At 65.9% G+C, this 24,487-nt stretch carries 15 protein-coding genes; 7 read left to right on the top strand and 8 right to left on the bottom strand.

All coding sequences use genetic code 11. The features are described from left to right. The first annotated feature begins 28 nt into the window (after positions 1 to 28). The 6 genes from ABUA37_RS11690 (at position 29) to ABUA37_RS11665 (ending at position 13,030) form a co-directional block, all read left to right on the top strand. Positions 29 to 907, top strand: a complete 879-nt coding sequence (locus tag ABUA37_RS11690; RefSeq protein ID WP_349899385.1) for a PP2C family protein-serine/threonine phosphatase — start codon at positions 29 to 31, stop codon at positions 905 to 907. Between the two features lie 4 nt (positions 908 to 911). Continuing rightward, positions 912 to 2,567, top strand: coding sequence for a serine/threonine-protein kinase (locus ABUA37_RS11685; protein WP_349899384.1), 1,656 nt, complete (start codon positions 912 to 914; stop codon positions 2,565 to 2,567). A 136-nt stretch (positions 2,568 to 2,703) separates the two neighbouring features. After that, complete coding sequence (locus ABUA37_RS11680) at positions 2,704 to 8,235, top strand: Ig-like domain-containing protein (protein ID WP_349899383.1); 5,532 nt, start codon at positions 2,704 to 2,706, stop codon at positions 8,233 to 8,235. A 19-nt stretch (positions 8,236 to 8,254) separates the two neighbouring features. Then, entirely contained in the window at positions 8,255 to 9,223 is a 969-nt protein-coding gene (locus ABUA37_RS11675; protein ID WP_349899382.1) for an AAA family ATPase, read from the top strand. Positions 9,224 to 9,308: 85 nt separating this feature from the next. Continuing rightward, a complete protein-coding gene (locus tag ABUA37_RS11670; RefSeq protein ID WP_349899381.1) occupies positions 9,309 to 10,580 on the top strand; it encodes a DUF58 domain-containing protein in 1,272 nt (423 codons plus the stop codon). After that, complete coding sequence (locus ABUA37_RS11665; protein WP_349899380.1) at positions 10,577 to 13,030, top strand: transglutaminase family protein; 2,454 nt, start codon at positions 10,577 to 10,579, stop codon at positions 13,028 to 13,030. Before ABUA37_RS11670 ends, ABUA37_RS11665 begins: the two co-directional genes overlap by 4 nt. Here ABUA37_RS11665 and ABUA37_RS11660 read toward each other — a convergent pair. The 7 genes from ABUA37_RS11660 to ABUA37_RS11630 all read right to left on the bottom strand — a co-directional run bounded on the left by ABUA37_RS11660 (position 13,019) and on the right by ABUA37_RS11630 (position 22,410). Next, positions 13,019 to 14,524, bottom strand: coding sequence for a hypothetical protein (locus ABUA37_RS11660; RefSeq protein WP_349899379.1), 1,506 nt, complete (start codon positions 14,522 to 14,524; stop codon positions 13,019 to 13,021). The two genes, ABUA37_RS11665 and ABUA37_RS11660, sit on opposite strands and share 12 nt — an antisense overlap. Further along, entirely contained in the window at positions 14,524 to 15,147 is a 624-nt protein-coding gene (locus ABUA37_RS11655; protein WP_349899378.1) for a hypothetical protein, read from the bottom strand. The genes ABUA37_RS11660 and ABUA37_RS11655 overlap by 1 nt, the downstream gene beginning before the upstream one ends. Then, positions 15,144 to 15,764, bottom strand: a complete 621-nt coding sequence (locus tag ABUA37_RS14345) for a hypothetical protein (RefSeq protein WP_407075381.1) — start codon at positions 15,762 to 15,764, stop codon at positions 15,144 to 15,146. The genes ABUA37_RS11655 and ABUA37_RS14345 overlap by 4 nt, the downstream gene beginning before the upstream one ends. 52 nt (positions 15,765 to 15,816) lie before the next feature. Beyond that, positions 15,817 to 17,040, bottom strand: a complete 1,224-nt coding sequence (locus ABUA37_RS11645) for a hypothetical protein (RefSeq protein ID WP_349899377.1) — start codon at positions 17,038 to 17,040, stop codon at positions 15,817 to 15,819. An 80-nt stretch (positions 17,041 to 17,120) separates the two neighbouring features. Then, on the bottom strand, positions 17,121 to 17,432 hold the full coding sequence (locus ABUA37_RS11640) for a hypothetical protein (RefSeq protein ID WP_349899376.1): 312 nt from the start codon (positions 17,430 to 17,432) through the stop codon (positions 17,121 to 17,123). 74 nt (positions 17,433 to 17,506) lie between these two features. Further along, positions 17,507 to 17,803 (bottom strand): WXG100 family type VII secretion target, encoded by a 297-nt coding sequence (locus ABUA37_RS11635; protein ID WP_349899375.1) that lies wholly within the window; start codon positions 17,801 to 17,803, stop codon positions 17,507 to 17,509. Between the two features lie 107 nt (positions 17,804 to 17,910). After that, complete coding sequence (locus ABUA37_RS11630; protein WP_349899374.1) at positions 17,911 to 22,410, bottom strand: FtsK/SpoIIIE domain-containing protein; 4,500 nt, start codon at positions 22,408 to 22,410, stop codon at positions 17,911 to 17,913. Positions 22,411 to 22,552: 142 nt separating this feature from the next. On the opposite strand from ABUA37_RS11630, the gene ABUA37_RS11625 reads away from it, so the two are divergent. Continuing rightward, positions 22,553 to 23,218, top strand: coding sequence for an FHA domain-containing protein (locus ABUA37_RS11625; RefSeq protein WP_349899373.1), 666 nt, complete (start codon positions 22,553 to 22,555; stop codon positions 23,216 to 23,218). Positions 23,219 to 23,244: 26 nt separating this feature from the next. On the opposite strand, the gene ABUA37_RS11620 is transcribed toward ABUA37_RS11625, so the two are convergent. After that, positions 23,245 to 24,336 carry a Glu/Leu/Phe/Val dehydrogenase family protein gene (locus ABUA37_RS11620; protein ID WP_349899372.1) on the bottom strand — a complete coding sequence of 364 codons (1,092 nt, stop codon included), beginning with the start codon at positions 24,334 to 24,336 and terminating at the stop codon, positions 23,245 to 23,247. Positions 24,337 to 24,487: the final 151 nt, after the last annotated feature.

Below are 24,487 nucleotides of genomic sequence, written 5' to 3'. Positions count from 1 at the left end.
GCGGGGTTCGAGATGGGTGTGATCTGAGATGGCCGCAGAAACCCGACTCGATGTTGCCCTCGCCTCGGCGACGGTGCACCTGACGTTCGCCGGCCACTCCGATCGGGGTGCGGTGCGCAAGCTCAATGAGGACAGCTACCTCGCCGCGCCGCCACTTTTCGTCGTCGCAGACGGAATGGGTGGGCACTCCTTCGGCGATCGCGCGAGCCAGGCCGCCATCGCCGCGTTCGCTGGCGTCTTCGATCCGGCCAAGGCCACGCATCCGGATACCGTGCTCGACACGATCCGGCGCGCCAACGAGGCCGTTCTCGCGCTCACCGCCGGACCGGGCCTCGAGGGCACGGTCTCGGGCACGACGCTCGTCGGACTCGCGCTCGTCGAGCTCGAGGCGACCGCCGGCTGCCACTGGATGGCGTTCAACGTGGGCGACTCCCGCGTCTACGGCTGGGATGGCAGGTCGCTCAGCCAGTTGAGCGTCGACCACTCTGCGGTGCAGGAACTCGTCGACCAGGGTGAGATCACGAAGAGCGAGGCCGCGAAGCATCCGATGCGCAACGTCGTGACGCGCGCGCTCGGTGCCGACGATGACGTCGACGCCGACGTCTGGCTGTTCTCTGCTGGCGACCGCCAGACCTTCCTGCTGTGCTCCGACGGGCTCACGAAGGAACTGAGCGACGACGAGATCGCGCGCATCATCGTGTTCCACAATGCCGCGAGCACCGAGAGTGACGCGCTCGCGCCGACGCTCGCCGAACGGCTCGTGAACGCGGCGATCGCGGCTGGCGGCTCAGACAACGTCACCGTCGTGGTCGTCGAGTCGCAGCTCGCGGGGGTGGCTGGGGCCGACGAGGACACCATCGATCGGGGCATGCCCAAGTTCCTCGAAGAGACCAGGCCGAGGGCCTAGCCGGATGCGCAGACCAGCGTCCACTCCGCCGGAGCTGCCCGGCTACACGTTCGACCGCGTGCTCGGCTCCGGTGGATTCTCCGACGTCTTCCTGTATCGCCAGCACCTGCCGAAGCGCCGCGTGGCGGTCAAGGTGCTCCTCACCGAAGAGCTGACGGCAGCGAACCGGGCGGCCTTCGTCGCCGAGGCGAACCTCATGGCGCAGCTGTCTGCGCATCCATATATCGTCACCATTTACCACGCGGATGTCGCCTCGGACGATCGGCCGTACTTCGTCATGGAGTACTGCTCCGGCGCTAGCCTCGCCGACCGGTACAAGCGCGAGACGATTCCCGTCGCCGACGCACTGCGCACCGGTGTGCGGCTGGCGAGTGCCGTCGCCACGGCGCACTCGGTGGGCATCCTGCATCGCGACATCAAGCCGGCCAACGTGCTCACCAACGACTTCGGCTGGCCGGCGCTGACCGACTTCGGCATCTCCGCGGCCGTCGACGACGAGGCGCTTCCCGTGCAGACCCAGACGATCCCGCGCGGCGGCACGGAGACGACCGGCAGCACCGAGAGCCAGTCGATCGGCATGTCGGTGCCCTGGTCGCCGCCCGAGATGTTCGAGGGCGACCCAAAGCCGGATGTTCGCTCCGACGTCTTCTCTCTCGCCGCGACGATCTACACCATCCTTGCCGGGCACACCCCGTTCGAGGTGCCGGGTCGCTCCAACGGAACCCTCGACCTGATCGGCCGCATCGAGCGAGGTGCGATCACCGCAATCGAGCGCCCCGACCTTCCCGCCTCGCTCGTGCCGGTGCTGCACAAGGGCATGGCCTCGGATCGCCGTGACCGCTTCGACACCGCCGTCGATTTCGCCAGGGCACTGCAGCGCGTCGAGATGGAGCTCGGCTACGCGCCGACCCCGATCGACGTTCCGAACCTCGCCGTCGAGGCTGTGCACCGCGACGAAGCCGAGGATGCCGCTGACGCCACCCGCGCTCGCGGCGTCGCCACGATAGACGCACAGCCTTCACCCGCCGCGGCCCGCCTCATCTCGCCACCTCCCGCTTCTCCTGCCGCAGCCTCGTCATCGGCCGGAGCTGCCGCGGACGCGACGCAGCTGCGCGGAGCTCAGAGGGTGGAGGCGCAACCGGCCGAGCTGCCCGCCGCCACCGTCATCCGCCATCGAGTGTCCACGCCGGCGGTCGAGCCCGAGGTGACGAAGGAGGCGCAGGAAGAGGCTCCCAGGGGAAGAGCGAGCAGGGTCATCGTGTGGGGCGCGAGCGTGGCCGCCGCGGTGGTTGTGATCGCCATCGTCGTGAGCATCGTGATCTTCGGGGTTCCGTCCGAACCGGGCAAGACCGCGCCGACGGCGCAGGGTGCTGGCGCGGGCTCCGCCGTGGTGGACACCATTCCGGCTCCGACGCTCGTCTCCGCGCAGGCAGAGGGATCCACCGTCGTATTTACCGTGAAGAATCCGAAGCCGAAGGCGGGCGACACCTTTGTCTGGAAGCGCACGGACCGCACGACCGATGCGCCGATGCGAGCGACGAGCGACGCGACCATCAGCGTGGACGGCTACGAGCCGGGCGGAACGGTGTGCGTCGAGGTGGGCATCCGTCGTGCGGGCCAGGTCTCGGCCGAGCCGCTGCAGGCCTGCTATCCGAAATAGACGCCGATAGCCGAGCCGTTCCACCCGTAAATGGGGGTCTGTTAGGTTAAAGCCTGCGGAATCGCCGGAAGGGCGTCCGCATCCGGCCAATTGTCGAGTTCCGTGGGGGTCATGCGTGAGCGCGCTGAGTGGGTGGGTGAGACGACGCAAGGCGATCGCCTCGACGCTCGTCGTCGCCGTTGTCGCCGGCATCCCGCTCACGATCGCGGCTCTGCACCCCGGTTTTCCCGTGTCGGACGTGGACCTCACCTCGCGTGACGTGTGGGTCACGAACGGTCAGCAGCTGCTGGGCGGCAGGCTCAACCGCCAGATCGATGAACTCAACGGCTCGGTCGTCGCCGCGAGTTCCGACTTCACCGTGCTGCAGGACGGCGACACCCTGTTCATGTACGACCCGGCCTCGGGCAAGGTCGAGTCGGTCAGCCCGGCCTCCACGAAGGTCACCTCGGCGATCGATGTGCCAAAGGACTCCGAGGTCTCCTACGGCGGCACCAACCTCGCGATCGTCTCGCCGAAGGGCGATCTCTGGGTCATCTCTGCCGTGGGCGACCTGCAGTTCAACTACGTTTCCACACCGCCGACCATCAAGCTCGGCAAAGCCGGGCACGCCGTGGTCACCCAGAGTGGGCAGGTCGTCGCTGTCTCGCCGCAGAAGAAGGAGCTCTATCGCATCCCCTCCCTCGCGGCGGCACCGCAGGAGTCGCCTTTTCCGGGAGTCGGTACCTTTCAGCTGACCGCTGTGGGCGACCACGCCGTCGTGCTCGACCAGTCGACGAACGAGATCGTCACGGAGAACGGCGCGCGGCACAAGCTCAAGGAGCGCGCTCTGCGCCTGCAGCAGGTCGGCGCGGATGCGCAATTCGTTGTCGCGGCCACCGGTGACTCGCTCGTCGAGGTAGATCTCGGATCGGGCTCACAGACCACGATCAAGGCGGATGTCTCTTCCGCAGCCACGAGCGCCAAGGGTGTCTCCGCTCCGGTCAACCTCGACGGCTGCGTGCACGGAGCCTGGGCCAGCGCGCAGCGCTACGTGCGCTCGTGCGCGAACGAAGCGAAGGTGACGCGCTCCGACATCGAGCAGCCGACGCAGGGCAGCGTTCTCGAGTTCAGAGTGAATCGCTCGGTGATCGTGCTGAACAACCTCAACAACGGCAACGCCTGGATCGTCAACGAGAACATGCGGCTCGTCGAGAACTGGTCAGACGTGACGCCGCCGGAGGAGAAGCACAACGAGGAGAAGGGTGGCAAAAAATCGGCCACCCAGTCCTTCAAAGACACCCTCGCGCAGCGCACCGAGAACAACCGCGCGCCCACGGCGATCGATGATGACTACGGCATCCGGCCCGGTCGTACCACGATCCTCTCGGTGCTCGACAACGACACTGACCCCGACGGCGATGTGCTCGTCATCTCCGCCTACGACAAGATCGCCGACTCGACCGGAACACTCGACCTGATCGATGGCGGCCGCGCGTTGCAGTTCACCCCGAGGGAGGGCTTCGTCGGCACGATCTCCTTCAGCTACACCGTGGATGACGGTCGCGGCGGCACGGCGCAGGCTCGCGTGACAGCGCGAGTCGTTCCGGAGGGCAGCAACCAGTTGCCGGTCTCGATTCGCGAGTCCGGCGTCAGCGTCGAGGCCAACCAGACGATCAGCTACAACGTGCTCACAAACTGGAAGGATCCCGACGGCGACGACCTGTATCTGGTCGGCGCATCGCCGAAGTCCGGTGATCTCGTGCGCTTCACGCCGGACGGCTTCATCACCTTCACCCACCAGACCTCGGAACTCGGCAAGAAGGACGTCGTCTTCCAGGTGAGCGATGGACGCGGCCAGCCCGTGCAGGGCACCCTCACCGTCGACGTGCAGCCCACCGGCTCGCTCGATCCGATCGGTACCCCGGACTTCGCTTCGACCTTCACGGGCGAAACGACGGTGATCGAGCCGCTCACCAACGACCTGTCCCCATCCGGAGCGCAACTGTCGCTCACGGGGATGGAGGATGCCACGGGCGGCGCCGTGGCCTCGTTCAATTCCGAGCGCGGCACGATCACCTTCAGTTCGGCGAAGCCCGGCATCTTCTACCAGAAGTACACGCTCGCGGCCGGCGACAAGTCGAGCGTCGGTCTCGTGCGCATCGACGTGCGAGCCAAACCCGGGGACCAGAAGCTGCCGCCCATCGCGGTCAAGGACACCGCCTACCTGCGCGGCGACCAGCCGGTGCGGGTATCCGTACTCGACAACGACGTGAGCCCGAGCGGGCGAGTGCTCGCCGTGCAGTCCGTTAACGTGCCCGCGGCACTCAAGGCGAAAGGTCTCGTCGTCGAGCTTCTGGCCAACACGGTCGTGCGGGTGACCTCGCCGGCAGCACTCACCGAGCAGGTCAACTTCTCATACACGATCTCCGACGGCATCGCCACGGCCACCGCGGGAGTGACGGTGGTGCCGGTGCCCGCGCTGACCAAGCACCAGCCGCCCGTCGCGGCGAACGACGTCGCGAAGGTTCGCGCCGGCGACATCATCACTGTCGACGTTCTGAAGAACGACTTCCATCCGGATGACGCCCCCATGACGGTGGACAAGAAGCTCGTGACGCTCCCGAGTGCCGGTCTCGCCTTCGTGAACGCAAACACCCTGCGCTACCAGGCTCCGACGACTCCGGGGGAATACCGCCTCGACTACCGCGTGCTCGATCCCTACGGGGAGACGGCCACGGCTGCGGTGACTTTCACCGTCACGCCGCCGAGCGAGAAGGGCAACCGCGACCCCATTCCCGGGCCCGTCGTTGCGCGCGTGCTCGCCGGTGAACCGGTGCGCGTCGACGTCCCGCTCAACGGCATCGATCCGGATGGCGACTCCGCGCAGCTGCTCGGCTTTCCGAGCAGCCCGAGTCTCGGTTCCGTGATCGAGACCGGGCCGGACTACTTCATCTATCAGTCGTCGAAGGCGGCGGCCGGTACCGACCTGTTCAGCTATCAGGTCTATGACGCCTACGGGGCCACCGGCGACGGCGAGGTCAAGATCGCCGTCATCCCGCAACCAACCTCGCTGCAGCCGCCCACGGCCGTGCCCGACAACCTGTTGATCCGACCAGGCCGCACGGCCCAGGCCGATCTTCTGGCGAACGACTCCGACCCGCAGGGCGCGAAGATCAAGGTGTCGGACAAACTCGTCGATGTCCCCAAGGGAATCGATGCCAAGGTCGTCGACGGCCAGTACCTCGTGGTGAAGGCTCCCAATACCGAGCAGTCGTTCTCGGTGCGGTACGAACTCACCAATAATCGCGGCGGCTCGGTCATGAGCTACGCGCTCGTCAAGGTCACACCGGATGCGCCGCTGCTTCCGCCGGTAGCATCCGATTACGCCGTGAAGACTAAGGACATCGCGGGCAAGAAATCCGCCGACATCGAACTCTTCCCCACCTCCGCATACAACCCATCCGGGCTCACCAACGACCTCAAGGTGAGCTTCGAGGGGCCATACGCGAAGTCCGCCGAGAACATGACGACACCGGGCAAGGTGCGGGTCACCCCGGGAAAGACCCGCCAAGCGATCGCCTACCGCGTCACGAACGAGCGCGACAAGCTGAGCGCCGTTGCGTTCATCCTCGTGCCCGCCGCGGTCACCGACGCGTACGACGATCCGCCCATTATCGACCCGGCGCTGCCCACCCAGTACGTGAGCATGAACTCCACTCGCGAGTGGAAGCTGAAAGACATCCTCAAGGTGCCGTCGGGCCGTGATGCCTGGATCACGACCGAGAAGTCCGTGAGTGCGATCCGGAGCAACGGCGACAAGAACTACGTCGACAAGAACACGCTGAAGTTCACGCCGGCGAAGGACTACCGAGGCCCCGCGTCGATCAATTTCAGTGTGACGGATGGTGCGTCCCTCAACGACCCCAAGGGCAACAAGAACAACCTGCGCCTGAACATCGTCGTCGGCGATCCGGACTTCCGGGACACTCCGCCCGAATTCACGACCCCCGAGACGAACGTCGAAGTGGGCGAGAGCACGAAGATCGACCTGCGCAAGTCCACCGCACACCCGAACCCCACGATTCTGCAGGAGGTGACCTACTCAGACATCAGTTCGAGCGACCCTCGGATCAAGCCGAGCCTGAGTGGCTCCGAACTGACGATCACGACGCCCCGAAACACCCCGAAGGGCACGACTGCCACGCTCAAAGTGACCCTGCGTTGGGACAAGTTCACGGTTCCTGGCACGATCAAGGTGACAGTCGTCGGCTCGAGTAAGCCGCTCGCGGTCGCCGTCTCCGACGCCTACGAGGCCAAGCGTGGAGACGCGGCGACCGTCGCGCATCCGCTCGTCAACGACTCGAACCCGTTCCAGACCACCGGCGAGCCGCTCAAGATTGTGGATGCCCAGGTGCAGAACACGGGCGAACCCGCCGCGATCTCGTTCACCAGCACCTCGGTGCGCATTGCTCCGAGCCCGACCCTCAAGAGCGGCGTCATCGAGATCGTGTACACGATCGAGGACGCCACCGAGGACAAGGACCGGCGCGTCAACGGCACGATCACGCTCACGGTCAGCGACGTTCCCGACCAGGTGCAGAAGCCCGCGCGCGCCGACGGTTCCGCGATCGGCGGCGACGGCACCGCGACGTTCACCTGGCAACCACCGGCGACCAACGGCAAGCCGATCACCGGATATCACCTCACCCTCTCGCCGGCCACGGTCCCGATTCCCTCCAGTTGCACCACAGCCAGCGCGGTCTCCTGCACCTTCACGGGACTGTCGAACGGCACCCCGTACACGATCACGGTCGCGGCCGAGAACATGCGGGGGCGCGGCACGGCGTCGCCGTCGAGTGATCCGATCACGCCCTACGGCACCCCGGGGCAGCCGAAGCCGACCCTGAGCAGCCAGTCGAAGTGGGCGCCGGCGACGCTCACCTGGACCTGGCCGAAGGTGGCGGGCACCGGAGGCAACACCACCTACTCGTGGAAGGCCAGCAGCGGCCAGAGCGGCAGTGGCGTCGACATGACCTCGGCCACGATCAGCGGCGTCGGAGCGGGCAACTACAGCGTCACGGTCACCGCAACGAACTCCGGCGGCAAGTCCGGCGCGCCGGGCACGTCGGCGCCGACAACGGTGCGCAACCAGCCGCTGCCCAGTGCACCGCGCAACGTCTCGACACCCGCGGATCACACGGGCGCGACGACTCTCACCTGGACATGGAACGCTCCGTCCAATGCCACCGCGGATGCCGCTGGCGACGGGCTCACGTACGTGTGGAGCGTCAACGGGGGAGCGGCCCACCAGACCACCGGCACGAGCGCCTCGCTCGCCGTCGGGAACTCCACCGCGACCTACAAACTCACGGTGTACGCGAAGAACAGCAGCGGCAACGGGCCATCGGCATCGTCCGGGAACACCCGCATCACGCAGAAGTTGAACCCCTCGGTGCACCTCGCGCAGGGGGCGTACCACACGTGCGATGGCGGTGGCACGTGTCATAAGTACGACGTGACGCTGAGTGACTTCCCGGGCGGCAGCCACAGCATCAGCCTGTACTGCTCTGGCCCATGGAGGACGGACTCGTTCAGCGGCAACAGTTACACGAGCACGGCATACTGCGGCTTCGCCGACACCTACGTCGTCGTCGACGGCTACGAATCCAACCACGTCGACTTCAGATGACCCAACGAAAGGCACAACCATGCCCGTAACCCAGGAGCAGGCGACCTGGTTCGCTGATGCGTTCCAGAAGCTGATCTCGAACGTCGACAAGGCGATTGTGGGTAAGGACCACGTCATCCGCCTCGTGCTGACCGCGCTCATCTCCGACGGGCACGTTCTGCTCGAAGACTTCCCAGGCACCGGCAAGACCGTGCTGGCGAAGGCGCTCGCGAACACGCTCGACGGGACGACCTCGCGCATCCAGTTCACCCCAGACCTGCTTCCCTCCGACGTGACCGGCGTCACCATCTACGACCAGGGCAAGGGAAAGTTCGAGTTTCACGAGGGGCCGATCTTCGCCTCGATCGTGCTCGCCGACGAGATCAACCGCGCCTCCCCCAAGACCCAGAGCGCGCTGCTCGAGGTGATGGAGGAGGGCATCGTGACGATCGACGGCGTCGGTCACTCCGTCGGCGCCCCGTTCCTCGTGATCGCGACCCAGAACCCGGTCGAGCAGGCCGGCACGTACAAGCTTCCCGAGGCGCAGCTCGACCGCTTCCTCATCAAGACCTCCCTCGGCTACCCCGACTCGCAGACAGCCGTCTCGCTCCTCATGGACTCCTCCACGAGGGCGCGCGCCTCCCTCGTCGCACCGATCATCAAGCCCGACTCGATCGTCGCGATGGCGGGCCTCGCGAGCGAGGTCTTCGTCGACCAGTCGGTCATGCAGTACCTGAGCGACATCGTGGATGCGACGCGCAAGCACCGCGACGTTGCGCTCGGCGTGAGCATGCGTGGTGCCATGGCACTCGCGCGCGCCATCAAGACCTGGGCCGTTTCCCAGGGCAGAACCTACGCGACCCCCGACGACGTGCGTGACCTCGCGGTTCCCGTGCTCGCCCACCGTGTGATCATCGACCCAGAGTCCGAGTTTGCGGGCGTGAAGGCCGAGGACATCATTGGGCGCATCCTCGTCGACATCGCGCCACCGACCTACCGCGCCGCCTGAGCGGCCGTTCCGCAGCCATGACGACGCAGCCGCTATGACGACGCAGCCCCTATGACGACGCAGCCCCTATGACGACACAGACCCGATGACAGCACAGACCCTCGGCACTCGGCGCGAGAGCGCGCTTCGGCGTGCGCGCGGCTTACTGACCGTACTCGCGAGCCTCGCGCTGCCGATCGCTCGAGCGGTGGGGCGGATGCTTCGGCCGGTCTTCGCCGTCGTCACCGGTTCCGGCTGGGTCGTGTTCGGGGTCGCGGCGGTCGCCGTCGCGCTCAGCATTATCTTCCGTTGGCAGGAATTCAGCTATCTCGGAGCCGTGCTCCTTGCCGCCCTCCTGGTGAGCACCGTGTTCCTGTTCGGCCGGGCATCCTACGGCGTGCTCATTGAACTGAACCCGCGCCGCGTCGTGGTGGGTGACAGGGCGATGGGCCGGATGCTCGTCACGAACGTCGGCAACCGCAACCTCGTGCCGACCCGCATGGAGCTGCCCGTCGGCAAGGGGCTCGCCGAGTTCCAGCTGCCGGCGATGAAGCCCAAGGAGGAGCACGAGGAACTCTTCGCGGTGCCCACCACACGCCGCGCCGTCATTGTCGCCGGGCCCGCCGAGTCCGTGCGCGGCGACCACCTCGGACTGCTGCGGAAGGCCGTGCGCTGGACGGACCCGGTGGACCTTTTCGTGCATCCGCTCACCGTGCGCCTCGCCCCATCGGCCGCTGGCCTCGTGCGCGACCTCGAGGGCCAGGTCTCGAAGAAGATCACCAACAGCGACATCGCCTTCCACGCGCTGCGCCCCTACGTTCCGGGTGACGACCGTCGCTACGTTCACTGGCGCACCTCGGCGCGCATCGGCCAGCTCATGGTGCGTCAGTTCGAGGAGACCAGGCGCTCGCAGCTCACCATCATTCACAGCACCATGGCCGGTTTGTACGCCTCGGATGACGAATTCGAGCTGGCGATGTCCGTGACGGCGTCGATCGCGGCGCAGGTGATTCGCGACGGCACGCAGATGAACGTGGTGAGCGAGACCGGTGTCTGGAAGAGCCACAGCGTGACCGCGCTGCTGGACGCATCCTGTCGCATCGAACCGGTCGGTCGCCTCTTCGACAGCGTGCGCGGCTTCGCGAGGGAGCGCACGAAGCGACTGCCCGCGCCCAGCGTCGTCATGATCGTCGGTGGCTCGCGCACGACGACGGCGGAGTACCGGAGTATCGAGACGCTGTTCGGGAAAGACACGAGTCTCGTCGCGTTCCGCGTGGAGGCGGGTGCGCCGCCGAAGATCTCCTCTGCCGCCGGGCTCACGATGATCACGGTCGGGGAGCTCTCGGACCTCCCCGCTCTCGTGAGGGGCCTCGCGTGAACGCCGCACGGGATTCGCGTGGGTCGAAGGCAACGCCGGCCCCGCTCGACTGGCGGATGACCGGCCGCACCTGGACCGACATCGCGGTGCTGCTCGTGCTGGCCCTCCTCGGCGTGATCGGCTTCGAACCTTCGTTCGGCGGTTACAGCTTCCTCATCGCCGGCCTCGGCGGGCTCGCGCTCGGCACCGCGACGGCGCTCGCCGCATCCGTCGCTCGGCTCGGGGTCGTCGCCACGACCGTGCTCGCGGTCGTCGCGTATTTCCTGTTCGGCACGGCGATCGCGGTGCCACAGCAGGGGCTGTTTGCGGTGCTGCCTACGCTGCAGTCGCTCGACAGCATCGCCGTCGGTTCGGTCTATGGCTGGTCAGACATCGTGACCCTGCGCACACCGATCGATGCACCCCAGTACATCGCGGTCGTGCCGTACGTGGCCACCTGGCTCGTGGCGCTCGTCTCCACGACGCTCGCCATCCGCTGGCTGGCGCGTCGGCCGCGAGCCGCGTGGCGCTTCGCCGTGGTGCTCATCGGGCCGGTCGCGCTCTACCTCACCGGCATCCTGATCGGCACCAACGAGCCCTATCAAGCGGGCATCCGCGGCGCGGCTTTCGCCGTGATCGCGCTGGTCTGGCTGGGCTGGCGCCGTCCCGGGGGCACGAGCGCCACGGATGCGGGCGCCCGTCGGCTGCGCAACCGCAAGCTCGGCGGCACAGCGATCGTCGTCGCCGCCGCGGTCTTGCTCGGCGGGAGCATGGGCTTTGTGTTCGCGCCGCCGAACAAGGAGCGCTTCGTTCTGCGCGAGGAGATCCAGCCGCCGTTCGATCCGCTGCAGTATCCGAGCCCGCTCGCCGGGTTCCGTCACTACACGAAGCGAGTCACGGATGACGTGCTCTTCACCGTGAGCGGCCTCCACAAGGGCGACACCATCCGTCTGGCCACGATGGACTCGTTCACCGGCAAGCTCTGGGACGTGACCGGCCCCGAGACCGCGACGGACGGCTCCGGGTCGTTCAGTCTCGTCGGTCGCACGATGCCGAAGCAGTCGTTCATCACGCCGGAGCAGCGGCGGGGCGTCGTCTTCACGATCAAGGACTACCAGGATGTCTGGGTCCCGAGCATCGGGTACCCCACGGCCCTCGACTTCGAGGCGGGCACCGCACAGAACTCGGGTGACAACCTGAGGTACAACGATTCGACCGGCACGACGGTGCTCACCTCGGGACTGCACGATGGCGACCGCTACGAGATGAACGCGCTCGTGCAGAAGGTCATCTCTCCCGACGAGCTCGCGAACGTGCAGACCGCGGCCGTGGCGCTGCCGCCCGTGGTTGCCAGTCCCGACATCGTCACCGCCAAGGCGCAGGAGTTCGCGGGCAAGGCCACGTCGCCCATCGCGCAGCTGGAAGCCATCCGTCAGAAGATCGTGACGTCTGGATATCTCAGTCACGGACGGGCGTCGGACTCGGTACCGTCTCGTGCCGGGCACGGCGCGGACCGCGTGAACGAACTCCTCGAACGTACCCAGATGGTGGGCGACCAGGAGCAGTACTCGTCCGCCTTCGCTCTCATGGCCCGCAGTCTCGGCTACCCCGCACGGGTGGTCATGGGCTTCGCTCCGAAGATCGCCGACGATCAGCGCACGGTCAAGGTCACCGGCGACGATGTCACCGCGTGGGTGGAGGTCGCCTTCGCGAAGGAGGGCTGGGTGGCGTTCAATCCGACTCCGAAGGAGACGGACATCCCCCAGGCGCAGACACCACAGCCGCAGAGCGAGCCACAGCCGCAGGTGCGCCAACCACCGCGCTCCGAGAAGCACGACGACCAGGTGCTCACGCCCGTCTCGCTCGACGATTCGCGCGTGAAGGACAAGAATTCGCCGTTCGCGCTGCCCGGCTGGGCGATCGCGATCGGGCTCAGCGTGCTGATCCCGGCGCTGCTGTTCTTTGGTCCGCTGCTGATCATCGCGTGGTTCAAGCAGCGCAGGCGCAAGCGTCGTCGTGAGGCCGAGCGGGGCGACCTGCAGGTCGCTGGCGCGTGGGACGAACTCCTCGATCGGTACTCGGAGCTCGGCTATGGAGTCCCCGTGAAGACGACACGAATCCACGTCGCGGGCACGCTCCAGGAGCAATTGCCCGCGGATGCGCCGCAGTCGCTGCGCGAGATCGCCACCTCGACCGACGAGGCCGTGTTCTCCGGGCGCGACATCGACGGCGAGCACGCGGATCGGGTGTGGACGGAGGCGCTCGCCGCCATCGAGGTCGCGAGCAGTGCCGTGACCGGCGTGCGGCGCCTGCTCAGCCGGTTCCGCATCCGCAGTGCTCGCGAGTGGGCTAGAAAGCACGCGGATCGCGCCGACGCACAGCCTGCGGTGGCCGCGACCAGCGCGCCGAGCGAGCGCAGAGCAGCCAGGCGCGCGAACGTCGAGCGCGAGCTGCCGAAGTCAGGAAACTGATTCGACCTGGTGCAGGTCCTCGCCCGAGCGCCACGCGTTCAGGCACAGGTAGACCGATAGGCCGGCCACGCAGAGGCCGATCACGCCGGTGATCGCGGCACCGGCGGGCGAGGCCGTCACGCCGAGGACGGGGACGAGACCGAGCAGGATCGCGCCGACGCCTCCGAGCGTCAATTCCATGCGCCAGCGGTGAGAGAACCACCGCCACAACCTGGCATCACGGGAGTCAGAGTCGATTGCGGCGGCGCCCGCCGTAGCGCGAGCGTCGTAGGTCTTCTTCTTGAGCAACGACGCCGCGGATATCCCGCAGAGCAACGCCGCTATCGACCCGTTGAAGGCCAGAACGTACCATGCAGCACCTCGCGCACCGGCCTCGAGAGTCGCAGGCCACCACTCGCGGACGTACAGGAAGACGGGCACGGGCACCAGGACGACCCAGGCGGCGAATGCGGCAGTGAGCCAGGCGACGTGGGTGCGCACGGGCAGAGCGTTGAGCGCGACGACGTTGGAGCCGCCTCTGAAGAACGTCGTCTCACGCTGGGACCAGGCTCCGCGCCGGAGGAGTTCCGCCGGGATGAGGCAACACGTGGCGAGGAGGAGCAGAACCGCGGGAGCGATCCTGATCCAGTTCTCCGCATCGCTGTGCGCATCTGCGATCAGGTACCGAGGCAGGAAGGAGGTCGAAGACGGATCGTGCACGGGAGCGTCGGCTATGGAGATCAGCACGAGCGTGGCGAGCATGGCGAGAAAGGCCAGCGCGATGAAGACGATGCCCGCGGCGTAGAGGCTTCTGCTGAACGTGAGCGCGCGCTCGAAGCCATTGTCGACGGGATGCGCCGACGTCAGCAAGTGGGCCTTCTTCTCGGCGTTTTCCGTGACGGGGACGAGTGTGACCTCCAGCTGCCGCGCAACGTCTGTGGCGAAGAGCGGCAGGTCGCTGAACGAGTCCGGCGCGGAGGTTGTGAAGACGAGCTGCACGAACTGTCGCGCCTTCGTCGGGTAGACGTTGACGACGACCCGCTCTTCCTCCCAAGCTTCTCCGCCGAGTTCCTGGTAGCTGTTGACGGTCCTCGCCCCCGCGAGCTTTCCGGCGGCGACGGTGTCACGCCAGGTCTTGACGTCGTGGACGTAGGTTCCGGGCGAACGTTTCCCCTCCTGTTCCTCCGCCTGACGCAGGAAGGCCGTGGCCGACGATTTCGCTGAATTCCCCGCCACGGTGTACGTGAGTAGGCAGTCGATCACGCCGAGACTCGCGTGCGGGAGGTACACCGCGGCCGACATGTTTGCATCCTTGAGCATCATGAGTCGCGAGCGCACGTCGTCGAGATGACTCGCGAGGAGCTTTGCTTCGTCGCCTGCCGCGAGTGTCGCCGCAAGGTCCTTCGCCCAGCGGGCTGTGCCTTTGCCCGGGGTCATCGGAATGGGATACCACTCTTCCGCGACGGCAAGGTTGAGATCATCAATGTCAAAGGATGCCGTGGAGCTTGGGCTCATTACCGTTGGTCCTCTTGTGTCGTCGTTGATTCTTCGTCTGCAAGCCACACCATGGAATCGACGATCGAGTCGAAGAGCTCGGTGAGCAGTTCAGGGAATTGTGCCATCGGCGCTTCGACGAACACGCGGAAGAGTCTGGTGCCGTCCGCCGCGGGAACCCAGTATTGGGCAGACAACTGCGGGGTGGTTTCTTCGCCGACGGAGACATCCGTGACGCTGGCTATGCGCGCCACGGGGCCCGACCTGAAGGGGTGCACCTCGGCCGCGGGTCGTGCGACCCGAAGCTTCTGCTCGAGGTTCTCAAGGGCCAGGAGCTCAACGTCAGGGGGCCAGGTGTCTTCAGAAATCATCAGGGATGCGGGGAACGGCACCCCGGGCAAAAGCTCGAGCGCGATCGCGAAGGTAATCGCACCCTGCGCTTTTGCGTTCAGTGCGACATCGGTGAGTTGGTCACGCACCTCGCGGCGGGTGCGTGCAAACCGATCCGCACGACCGACCTGTTTGAGCACCAGTCGCTTGATGTGCCCCTCGAGTGCGGCGTCGTCGTCGAGCGGGATGGTGGACCACGTTCCAGGCAGGACTATCGAAAACTGCCCTCCTGCCACGGCCAGTTGCTCCGTCATGAAGCGCGTCCCAACTCAAGTTCCAGCGTTTCTACGATCTCTAACGCGAATGCCGGCAGATCTGCGATCGCGTTGAGGTCGTAGGTGGTGAATGTGAGAAGGACGAGTTGGCGTGCACTCGGCGGAAATACGCCGATGACGACGCGTTCTTCTACCCAACCTTGATCTGCTGCGCGGTAGCTGTTGAGCGTCCTGCTACCCACAAGTTCTCCGGCGTTCACCGTACCTGCCCAGGTAAAAACATCGCGGACAAGCGTGTGCGGCGTCTGCAGATTCCTCTGGTCTTCCGCATCGCGAAGGAACGATTGCGGAGTGACATCCGGGGTTCGCTCGACCACTTCGTAACTGAGCAGACAGTCGAGCGCGCCGAACTCGGCGCGCGGCAGATAGACGGCCGCGCAGAGGTTGGGGTTATCGAGTTGGCGAAGTCTGGTGTACACATCATCGAGTTCGAGCGCGAGAGTCTCGGCGGCATCGCCTTCGGCGAGGTGCGCCGCGAGACTCTGAGCCCAATCGCCCGCGTCACGCTCTTGCAGCGGCACGGCGTGCCATTCGGCAGCTACCGCCAGATTGAGATCGATGATGTCGACGGACGCGGGGACAGTCTGGGGATTCACAAGTGATGCCTAACCACAGGAGTCGTACGGGCGGTGTTGTCAGCCTACCGAGCTAGAACGGCTTGAGCTTGACTTCCTTATCGTCTGGCAGGGCGATGTTGATGAGCGTTTGTGCCTTGCCCGCGACCGTACGCACTTCGTTTGCCGTGATGGCCGCGTAGGTGAGTGCCATCTGTGGTGACGAGAAAATGATGGACGGCTTGAAGCCATGGATGAACGCCGTCTTGTCGACGCCCAGGAGCTTCTGGGGGTTGGTGATGAACTTGATCCCCCCGGACTTGAGGTTCTCCATCGTGAACTTGCCGAGCCCGAGCTTGAACGGGTTGTCGAAGGGATGGGCCGCCTTGAGGTCGTTCGCCGCTCCACGCAGATAGTTGCCCTTGCCAAGACCGGTGAGCTTCTTGATCGGGCCGCCCTGGCGCATCGCGGCGGAGATGCCCTTGACCTTCGCGAGCTTGCCGAGGTAGCCGAAGATCTTTCCGCCGAAGACGGACAGGACCAGCCCGAGTGTGGCACCCATGAGGTCCCAGAATCCAGCCTGGCCACGGGTCATCTTCACGATCGTTTGGAGCAGCGTGAGGAGAGCTCCGATGACGGCTAAGACGAGCAGGACCTGGCCGAGGATCGGAACCCAGGAAAGGAACAGGGAAAGGAACGCGGCGATCTCGCACAGGCCCTTGAGCGCGTCGCCGACGGCCATGATCCAATTGCCGACTTTGTCCCAGAAGCCGTCGTTCAGGTCGCTTCCCTTGTAGGAACTCTCGATCGCACTGGCCGCGGTTTCGGCGGCGCTGTTCTTGTCGTCGTGAGCGCTCTGCCAGTTACTCACCGCATTGCTGCTCGCGGTGGCCCTTTCGGTCGCCTTGTCGCGCCAGTAGAGGAATAGCTTTTGGTTCGCGGCCTGGTCGGCATCCGGAGTCTGCGCCAACGTCTCGTAGTGCTCTTGTTGTGAGCGGGCGTGGCCGTTGTCGTCTGCTTCGCCGGCGGCAATGATGGCGGCGTGTGCACGCTCCTGCGCGTCTTTGAGGGCGATGGAATAGGTGCGAAGGGCCGTGGATGTCTTGCGGTAGCGCGCCTCTGCCTTGGTGATGTTGTCCGCCACTTCGGTGGCTTTGCTGCGCAGTTCGCTCACGGACTCGCTGATGGTGCTGTCTGGGTCCGCGACCTTGCGAAGCGCGATGGTCGCGTCACGGATTGCGTCTGCAACAGTGAGGTAGTGCTCGGCCTTCAGCTGCAATAGCTGTGCTTGGCCCGAAAGCTCGGTCAGCGTAGTCATAGTCAGTCCTCGATAGGGAACGATGGTGAGGGGCGTGCTGCCGCGGGCAGGGTGGGCGCCGCTGGACTCAATGAAACTGCCTATTTCACGACGGGTTGAGTGCTCTTGCTCGTGATCGCGTCAGCGAGCGACTTGTCCGTTTCGTCGAAGGCGTCGTAGATTTTCTTCACGCTGTCGTGCAGCGTCTGGATTGCTTCGATCATGCCTTCGCGGTGGGCGTTCCAGTTGCTGGCAAAATCGTGCACCTTGTCGGCGAGGTGGTCGTGCCCCGTGGCGGCCGCGACCTCGTCGCTGAACTTTTCGGCGTTCTTGAACTCCTTGAGAATGCTCGACAGGTTCTGTTCGGTCTCGTCGAGCATTTTGATGTTCAGAAGCAGGTCAGGGCTGGCCACGAGTTCTCTCCTTGAGATCGATGGAGTGGGCCGGCCGCTGAGGCCGGCCCAACTGCCATGAACGGTTCTACCGATCAGCCCTTGATCGCGTTGGCGAGTTCGGTGTCGGTGTTCTGGAGGGCGTTCGCCGCCTTGGTGAGGTACTGCGACAGCCCGTCGAGGCCATCGACGGCCGACTTGGTGCCGGTGGTGAACTGCGTGTAGGAGTCGTGGAACGCTCCCGATGATGCGTCGGTGACGAAGCCGCCGCTGACGAGGTTCTGGACGAGGGTCTGGAGCTCGGTGAGCTTCGAGGTGAGTTCTTCTTTGCCCGCGCTGAGCTTGCCAGCAGCATCCGTCATATCGCTGTAGCTAACATTCAAGTTGGCCATGGTTACTCCTTCGGTCTGCGCAGACCCCGACTGGATCTACCAAGAACACACTATCGACGATGGTCCGCGCCGCACATGGGCAGGGGTACCCATCTGTCTATAGCGCGTTATTCGGCTCCCACGAGCGGTAGTTGAACGCGGGAGAACTTGCCGGACGTGATCAGGATTCCGCGTCCCTCCGGCATCTCGCTGCGGGCCATTCGAGGTAGCGGCGTCTTGAGGATGAGCTCGCCGTCGATCGCTTCCGGCTGCAACAGGATGCCGCGGCGACCGTTCTTGATCTCACCGAGCAGCGGCCACGACGAGCTCCAGGTAGACGTCTCAGACTCGGCGACCAGAAAGTGGTCACTGCGCTTGATCGCCTTGATCAGGTCGAGGATCGGCTGATCTGCGCTCGTCTGCAGGAACTCGGATATGGACTCCACGAACACGGCGATGCGTCCCTCGGTATCCGCGTCAGCCACGGCCTCGACGATTTCTTTGGCGAGCGCGGCCGCATCGTCGATGGTCACGGCCGAGGCCGTCCACTCGACATCGGAACCCAGGCGCGAGCGCTTATTGCCGAAGTAGTAGCGGCGTGCGTCCGGGTCGAAACGGCTCACCGCGAGCGCCACCGCTTCGAGTGCGTTCGTGCGGCCGCTGGCGGGTGGTCCGGCAATGAGGAAGGTGCCGCTCGCCTCGAACCCCACAGGGCCGAGGTTCTCATCGCTGATGCCGAGCACGGGCCGGTCCCCCACGCGATCCGGAAGCTGAGCCGGCGGATACTCCTTGGGTAGCGACCCGATCGCGGCGGCGGGAGCGACGCCGGCCCGGGTCATCGCTTCACCGAGAGCGCGGGTCGCCGCGGACTGGTCGGACATCGAGGTGCTACCGCCCAGAATCGCGATCTGCGTTTCAAGATTGTCGACGATCGCGCGCCCCGGAGCTGATCCGACACCGAGGATGTCGCTCGGCACGTCGAGCATGCTGTATCCGCCTTCTTCGGCAAGTCGCAGTACGACTCGCCTCTGCACGCTCGAGCTGATCGACGACGGAACGGAACCCGGTCGATCCGCCGTGAACGCGATGTGTATTCCGAGCTGGCGGCCGTCGGAGATGACCTCCTGAAACACGCTGTACCAGGCGGATCGGCCGGCGGGGATTTCGAACTCCTGGCGGAACGTGGGGTAGCCGTCGATGAGCAACAGGATGCGCTTCTCGTCGGGTCGGTTCGCGAGCGTGCGGTAGTCCGCAATGCTCGACGCGTTCGCCGCGGCGAAGCGCGGGGCGCGCGATTCGAGTTCCTGCTTGATCATGCGGAAGAGCCGGATGACGCGCTCCGAATCGTCGCCGTTGATGATCGAGCCGACGTGGGGGAGTGCCTCCAGCATCCGAAGGCTGCCGGCGCCGAAGTCGAGGCCGTACACCTCGACCGCGCCGCCGCGAGGGGTGATCGCCGCGGCGGCGGCGAGAGTTCTGAGGGTTGCGCTCTTTCCCGAACCGCCGGTTCCGAAGATCGAGATGTGGCCGTCGGTATCCGGCCTGAAGAAGACCGGGCGCTGTTGCTGTTCCTCTGGCACGTCCGACACCCCGAGGAGGAGTTCGGCATCGGTTCGCTGGTGCAACCTGCCCAGTTCGTAGACGGTGGCCAGTTCATCGAGCCACGGCCTGCGGGGAGCGGGGATGTTCGCCGCGTGGGACGCGGAAACCACCGTTGACACGAGACGCTGCTGGTCTGTCGGGCCGAGATCCGTGACCTCCTCGACGTCCGAGCGACGCGGCTCCTCCCAACGGTTTTCGGAGCCGAATCGCAGCTGGGCGATCTCGATTCCCGGGCGTTCCGGCTCGCGGGACGTCCAGCCTCCGGCGTAGCCGGACTGGAACTGCGTGAGTCGGCCCGGACCGGTCTTGGCGAGTCCGCGGCCGGGGATCGAGGGATCGAAGCCGCCGGCCTCCTTGACGCCCACGACATCCTGGCTGTCTGATTCGTCTGCCATGCGAAGGGCGATGCGAAGGTTCGTGTTCGCCCTGAGGTTGTCTTTGATCACGCCGGCGGGGCGCTGCGTCGCCATGATCAGGTGGATGCCGAGGGACCGGCCACGCTGGGCGATGTCGACGACGCCGTCGACGAACTCCGGCACCTCGCCCACGAGCGCGGCGAACTCGTCAATGACGAGCACGAGTGCCGGCGGGCACTCGGGGTCTCCACGCTTCTCGAGCTCGAGCAGGTCCTTGGCCTTCTTGCGGTTGAGCAGGTGCTCCCGAAACCGAAGTTCGGCGCGGAGACTCGTGAGGGCCCGACGGACAAGGTGCGGGCTGAGGTCCGTGACCAGACCAACGCAGTGCGGCAGGCTCACGCAGTCGGCGAAGGCGGATCCGCCCTTGTAGTCGACGAAGAGAAAGGTCACGCGGTCGGGGCTGTATTCCGCGGCCATGCCCAGCACCCATGCCTGCAGGAACTCGCTCTTACCCGAGCCGGTTGTGCCTCCCACCAGGGCGTGCGGGCCCTGCGTCCTGAGGTCGAGGTGGATTCCATCCACTCCGGAGGAGCCCACGATGGCGCGAAGTTTTCCCGCGGTACGCAGCTTCGTGTTCTCGCCGCCCGTGCGATTGTGAATCGACTCGTTCTGCCGCCACCTGTCGGTCACGGCCTCGCTCGACTCGAACAGATCGTGACCGAGCAGGGACACCATCGACACGCTGCGCGGCAGGTCGCTCGAGTCGGCGACGAGAGCTCCCGCGTCGATCACGGGGGCAAGCCGACGCGCGAAGTCGAGAGCATCCGCCGGGCTGACGTGCTCGGTGACCACATCGTCGATCGTCTCGCCCAGTCTCACGAAGGCGGCGGTGGCTGGGCCGCCATCCTCGGCGAGATTGAGGAAGGTGCGACACACGGCGGGAAGCGCTCGCGGCGACCGAGCGATCCACACCGGATAGATGCCGGCGTCCGCGGCGGATTCCGAGAGCTGCACGAGTCGTGCGCGATCGACCGAGGCGTCGTCGGAGATGAGAAGGATCATGGCGGGAACAAGGGACGGCGTGCCGGCGGATGCAGCATCCTCTCCCACGGTCGCTCCACGTTCGAGCGCGGTCTGATCCTCCGAAATCGCCCCGCGGCGCTGAGCGGTGGCGCGGTTCGCCTCCTGTCGCGCGCTGATCATGTCCTCGATCGCTGAGACGAGCGCGGCACCGCTCGCGGCGCTGTCCGCGAGGTGGCTACCCGTGATGGGGCTGTGCGGTGACGAGGTGTGCGGTATCCACTTGAGCCATTCGAAGCCGGATGACCATGCCGGAGTAATGATGGACGCCACCACGAGCTCCGCCGGCGAATGGAGGCCGGTCAATTGCACCAGCAGGGCGTTGGTCACCTCGACCACCGCATCCGGAGCCCCGGAGATGCCGAGTGCACCGGAGTCGTAGAGGTTATCGATGATCGGCACGTCGTGCACGAATCGATTGGCCGCGACGAGTTCGTCGAACCGGGACTGGAACTCGGGCAGTGACGTGCTCTTCTGGTCTTCGCGGATCGTGTTGCGTGATTCCATCGTTCCCGTGCCGAGGCGCACGTTCAGGAACGACCAGTGCTCGGGCCGACGCGTCCACAGCAGGGAATCGAAGCGTGCGGACTGGGCGAGGATCTCCGCTGTCGATGGTGCCTCGCGCAACCGCATCTCATGCTCGTGCACCCGCTCCTGGGCGAGCTGTTCCGTGAGTGCCGACAGCCTGGCGTCGAACTTGACGATGCTCGACTTCTGCTTCTTTTTGCGTGACATCCGCTGGCTCACGTAGTTGCCGATCATGAGCACGGGCGAGAGTGCGACAAAGAGCAGGGACTGCGGATTGTGGGTGAAGGCGAAGAGTGCGCCACCCATGATGAGCGGTGCGATCATCGACAGCAGCGGGAAGTCCTGCAGATCGAGCTCCTGCGGCACCTCTGGCCCGACCAGTTCGGCCCCGACGTAGCGCGGTTCCACCTGTGGCGATCGGTTGAAGAAGATCGGCCCGGCCTTGGGCGTGACCCCGGTCTCCGCAATGACCGGATTGACCTCGATCACCATCTCCGTGTCGCCGACGAGAATGGTTTCTTTCTTGGTGACTCGCAGCCTTCCGACGATTCCGCCGTCGACGACGACACCGTTCGCCGAGCCCAGATCGACGATTTCCACCGCCGTGTCGACCTCAAACCTCAGATGTTTCTTGGACACGAGCGGGTCGGTCAGCACGATGTCGCATGCCGAATCGCGACCGAGTGACCAGCTGCCGGCTCGAAGGTCGAACGTTCGCCCCTCGTCCGCTCCGGCCGTGACTCGAACCGTGGCGACGACGGGACCCTTACCTGAGGCCTCGGGCACGTAGAAGACGCCGGCATCCACGATGCTGACGCTCGCGCCGGAGCCGATCCAGGCCTCTCCGACCGGCGCATCCGGCGGCAGAAGCAATGCCTCTGGAGCGCCGGGAAGCTTGGCGCTCATCGTGTATTGCCCACCGCGCGCGACAGTGGGCGCGGCCTGGGGATCGACCCGCATGATCGTGGCGGCGATATCTCCGATGGTGGCCGCGGCATCCGTCGTGACGACGATGTCGTCGGAGGTCGCGGTTGGACGAACGAGAGTGAGCTTGAGGCGCACGCGGTCTTCTTCCAGGTCTTGGCGCTCGCGACGAACCGAGCGCGGGTACCGAGGTGTGCCACCGTCGCGGGCGGCACATTTCTACAAGAACAATACGGGTTCGGTTTCTCGTGTCCGTTAGCATTGCCCGGTAACAGTTGCGATGGCAGGGGCAAAGGTGGACGACGAAGACTCTCCCATGATCGCCCCACCGCCAGGCCTCTCTCTTCCACCACAGCCACGTCCCTCACCGGATCGGCAGGATGCCGCCGCGGTCGACCCCGAAGAGTTCATTACGCTTCCACCCGGGGTCATCGACTCCGGCACCTACCGGGTCGCGAACCCCCGGGTCGTTCCGCAGCGGAGCGCCAGTGACGACATCGTCTTCTTCACCGCCGGCGCCGGTGTGCCGCCGACTCCTGGCGTGGTCCCGCCGCCGCGCGACGCCGCCTCGGATGCGGGAGTCGAGCTACCCGAGGCGCCTCACCGCCCAGAACTCCAGTGGCGTCTCGTGCTGCCCGGCGGAATCGGAGCACGAGCGGTGGAGCGAGCGCTGTTCATCGGCCGCAACCCCGCGCGCACCGACGAGCGACCGGATGCCGAACTGCTTCCGCTGGTCGACCCCGCGAAGTCGCTGTCGAAGACGCACGCGCTCGTCGAGGTCGAGGCCGGGCAACTCTGGGTGCACGATCTCGACTCGACGAACGGTGTCTTCATCGTGCCGGACGACTCGGATGCCATCGAGGTCGCGCCGGGCACGAGGGCAGCGGTGCCCGCCGGGGCGACGCTCGAACTCGGTGACTACGTCATCCGCGTGGAGTGCGACTGAGCGAGATCGACACCGAGTTCGATCGATCAGGCGGCGTTCAGGCGTGCCATCGCGAGCTGTTCCGCCGCATCCAGCGTCGTGATGCCCTTGGAACGGGCATCCGCGAAGATCGTCGCGATGGTGTTGCCGATCGTCGAGACACGCGCCTCGATCGCGGCGAAGTCGGCGTTCGGCTTCGTCGCCATGTCGAGGTAGATCACGCCGCCGGCGTTCACGACGAAGTCGGGCGCCCAGAGGATGCCGCGAGCGGTCAGCTGCTCCGCGCCGTCGTGGCGGGCGAGCTGGTTGTTCGCCGCGCCGACCACCGCGGGAACGCGAAGCTCGTCGATGACGGTCGGGCTCAGCACGCCGCCGAGTCCGCAGGGAACAAAGAGGTCGGCTTCGATGCGGTGGGCATCCGCCACGTCCACCCAGGTCGCGGCGAGCGAGGCGGCGAGGTCCTGCTTGCCCAGGTTGACATCCGTGACGCTGAGTTGCGCGCCGGCTGCCGCGAGCTTCGTGGCGAGTCGACCTCCGACCTGTCCGAGCCCCGAGATGACGATGTGGCGACCGGCGACGTCGCGCGTACCGAAGGCGGCATCGAGGGTCGACAGGATGCTCGCGTACACTCCGGCAGCCGTGGCATCCGCGGGCTCGCCCACGCCGCCCTTATCGGCGGGCAGTCCGCAGACGTGCTCGGTGCGCTCTGCGACGATGGCCATGAGCTCGGCGCTCGTTCCGACATCCTCTGCCGTCATGTACGCGCCGCCGAGGCTCTCGATCGCGTCGCCGAGGTCGAGCATCGCGTCGCGCTTCTGCGCGTCGCTCAGCACCGTGCCCATGGGGAGATAGATCACCGACTTGCCGCCGCCGCGGTTCAGGCCGGCCGCGGCATTCTTGAGCGTCATTGCGGCCGAGAGACGGAGCGAATCCGCGACGGCCTCGGTCCAGTCGGAGTACTGCCACACCCTGGCCCCGCCGAGGGCCTGGCCGAGCCTCGTGGAGTGAACGGCGACGCTCATCGTGAGACCGGAACGCCTGCCGGTCGAGATGAGGACTCGCTCGTGGGTGAAGTCGATGGCAGCGATGCCATCCGTAGCTGGTGCGGCTTCCTCGATGGAGGGCTGCGTGATGGTCATGTCTGTTCTCCTTTGAACCGGCCTTGTGGGCAGAAATGGCGTTGCGCGATTGTGGTGTGCAACAGCTCAAGCCTAGCGACGCAACCCCCGGCAAGCGCCGCCGTCGGCAAAGTAGACTGTCTGGGTTGGGCACGGAGTACCTTCCGTGAGT

It is taken from the genome of Parafrigoribacterium soli (assembly GCF_040227235.1).
Classification (GTDB): Bacteria; Actinomycetota; Actinomycetes; order Actinomycetales; family Microbacteriaceae; genus Parafrigoribacterium_A; species Parafrigoribacterium_A soli.
Note: the sequence above shows the minus strand (reverse complement) of the source record. Positions and strands in the feature narration are given on the sequence as shown.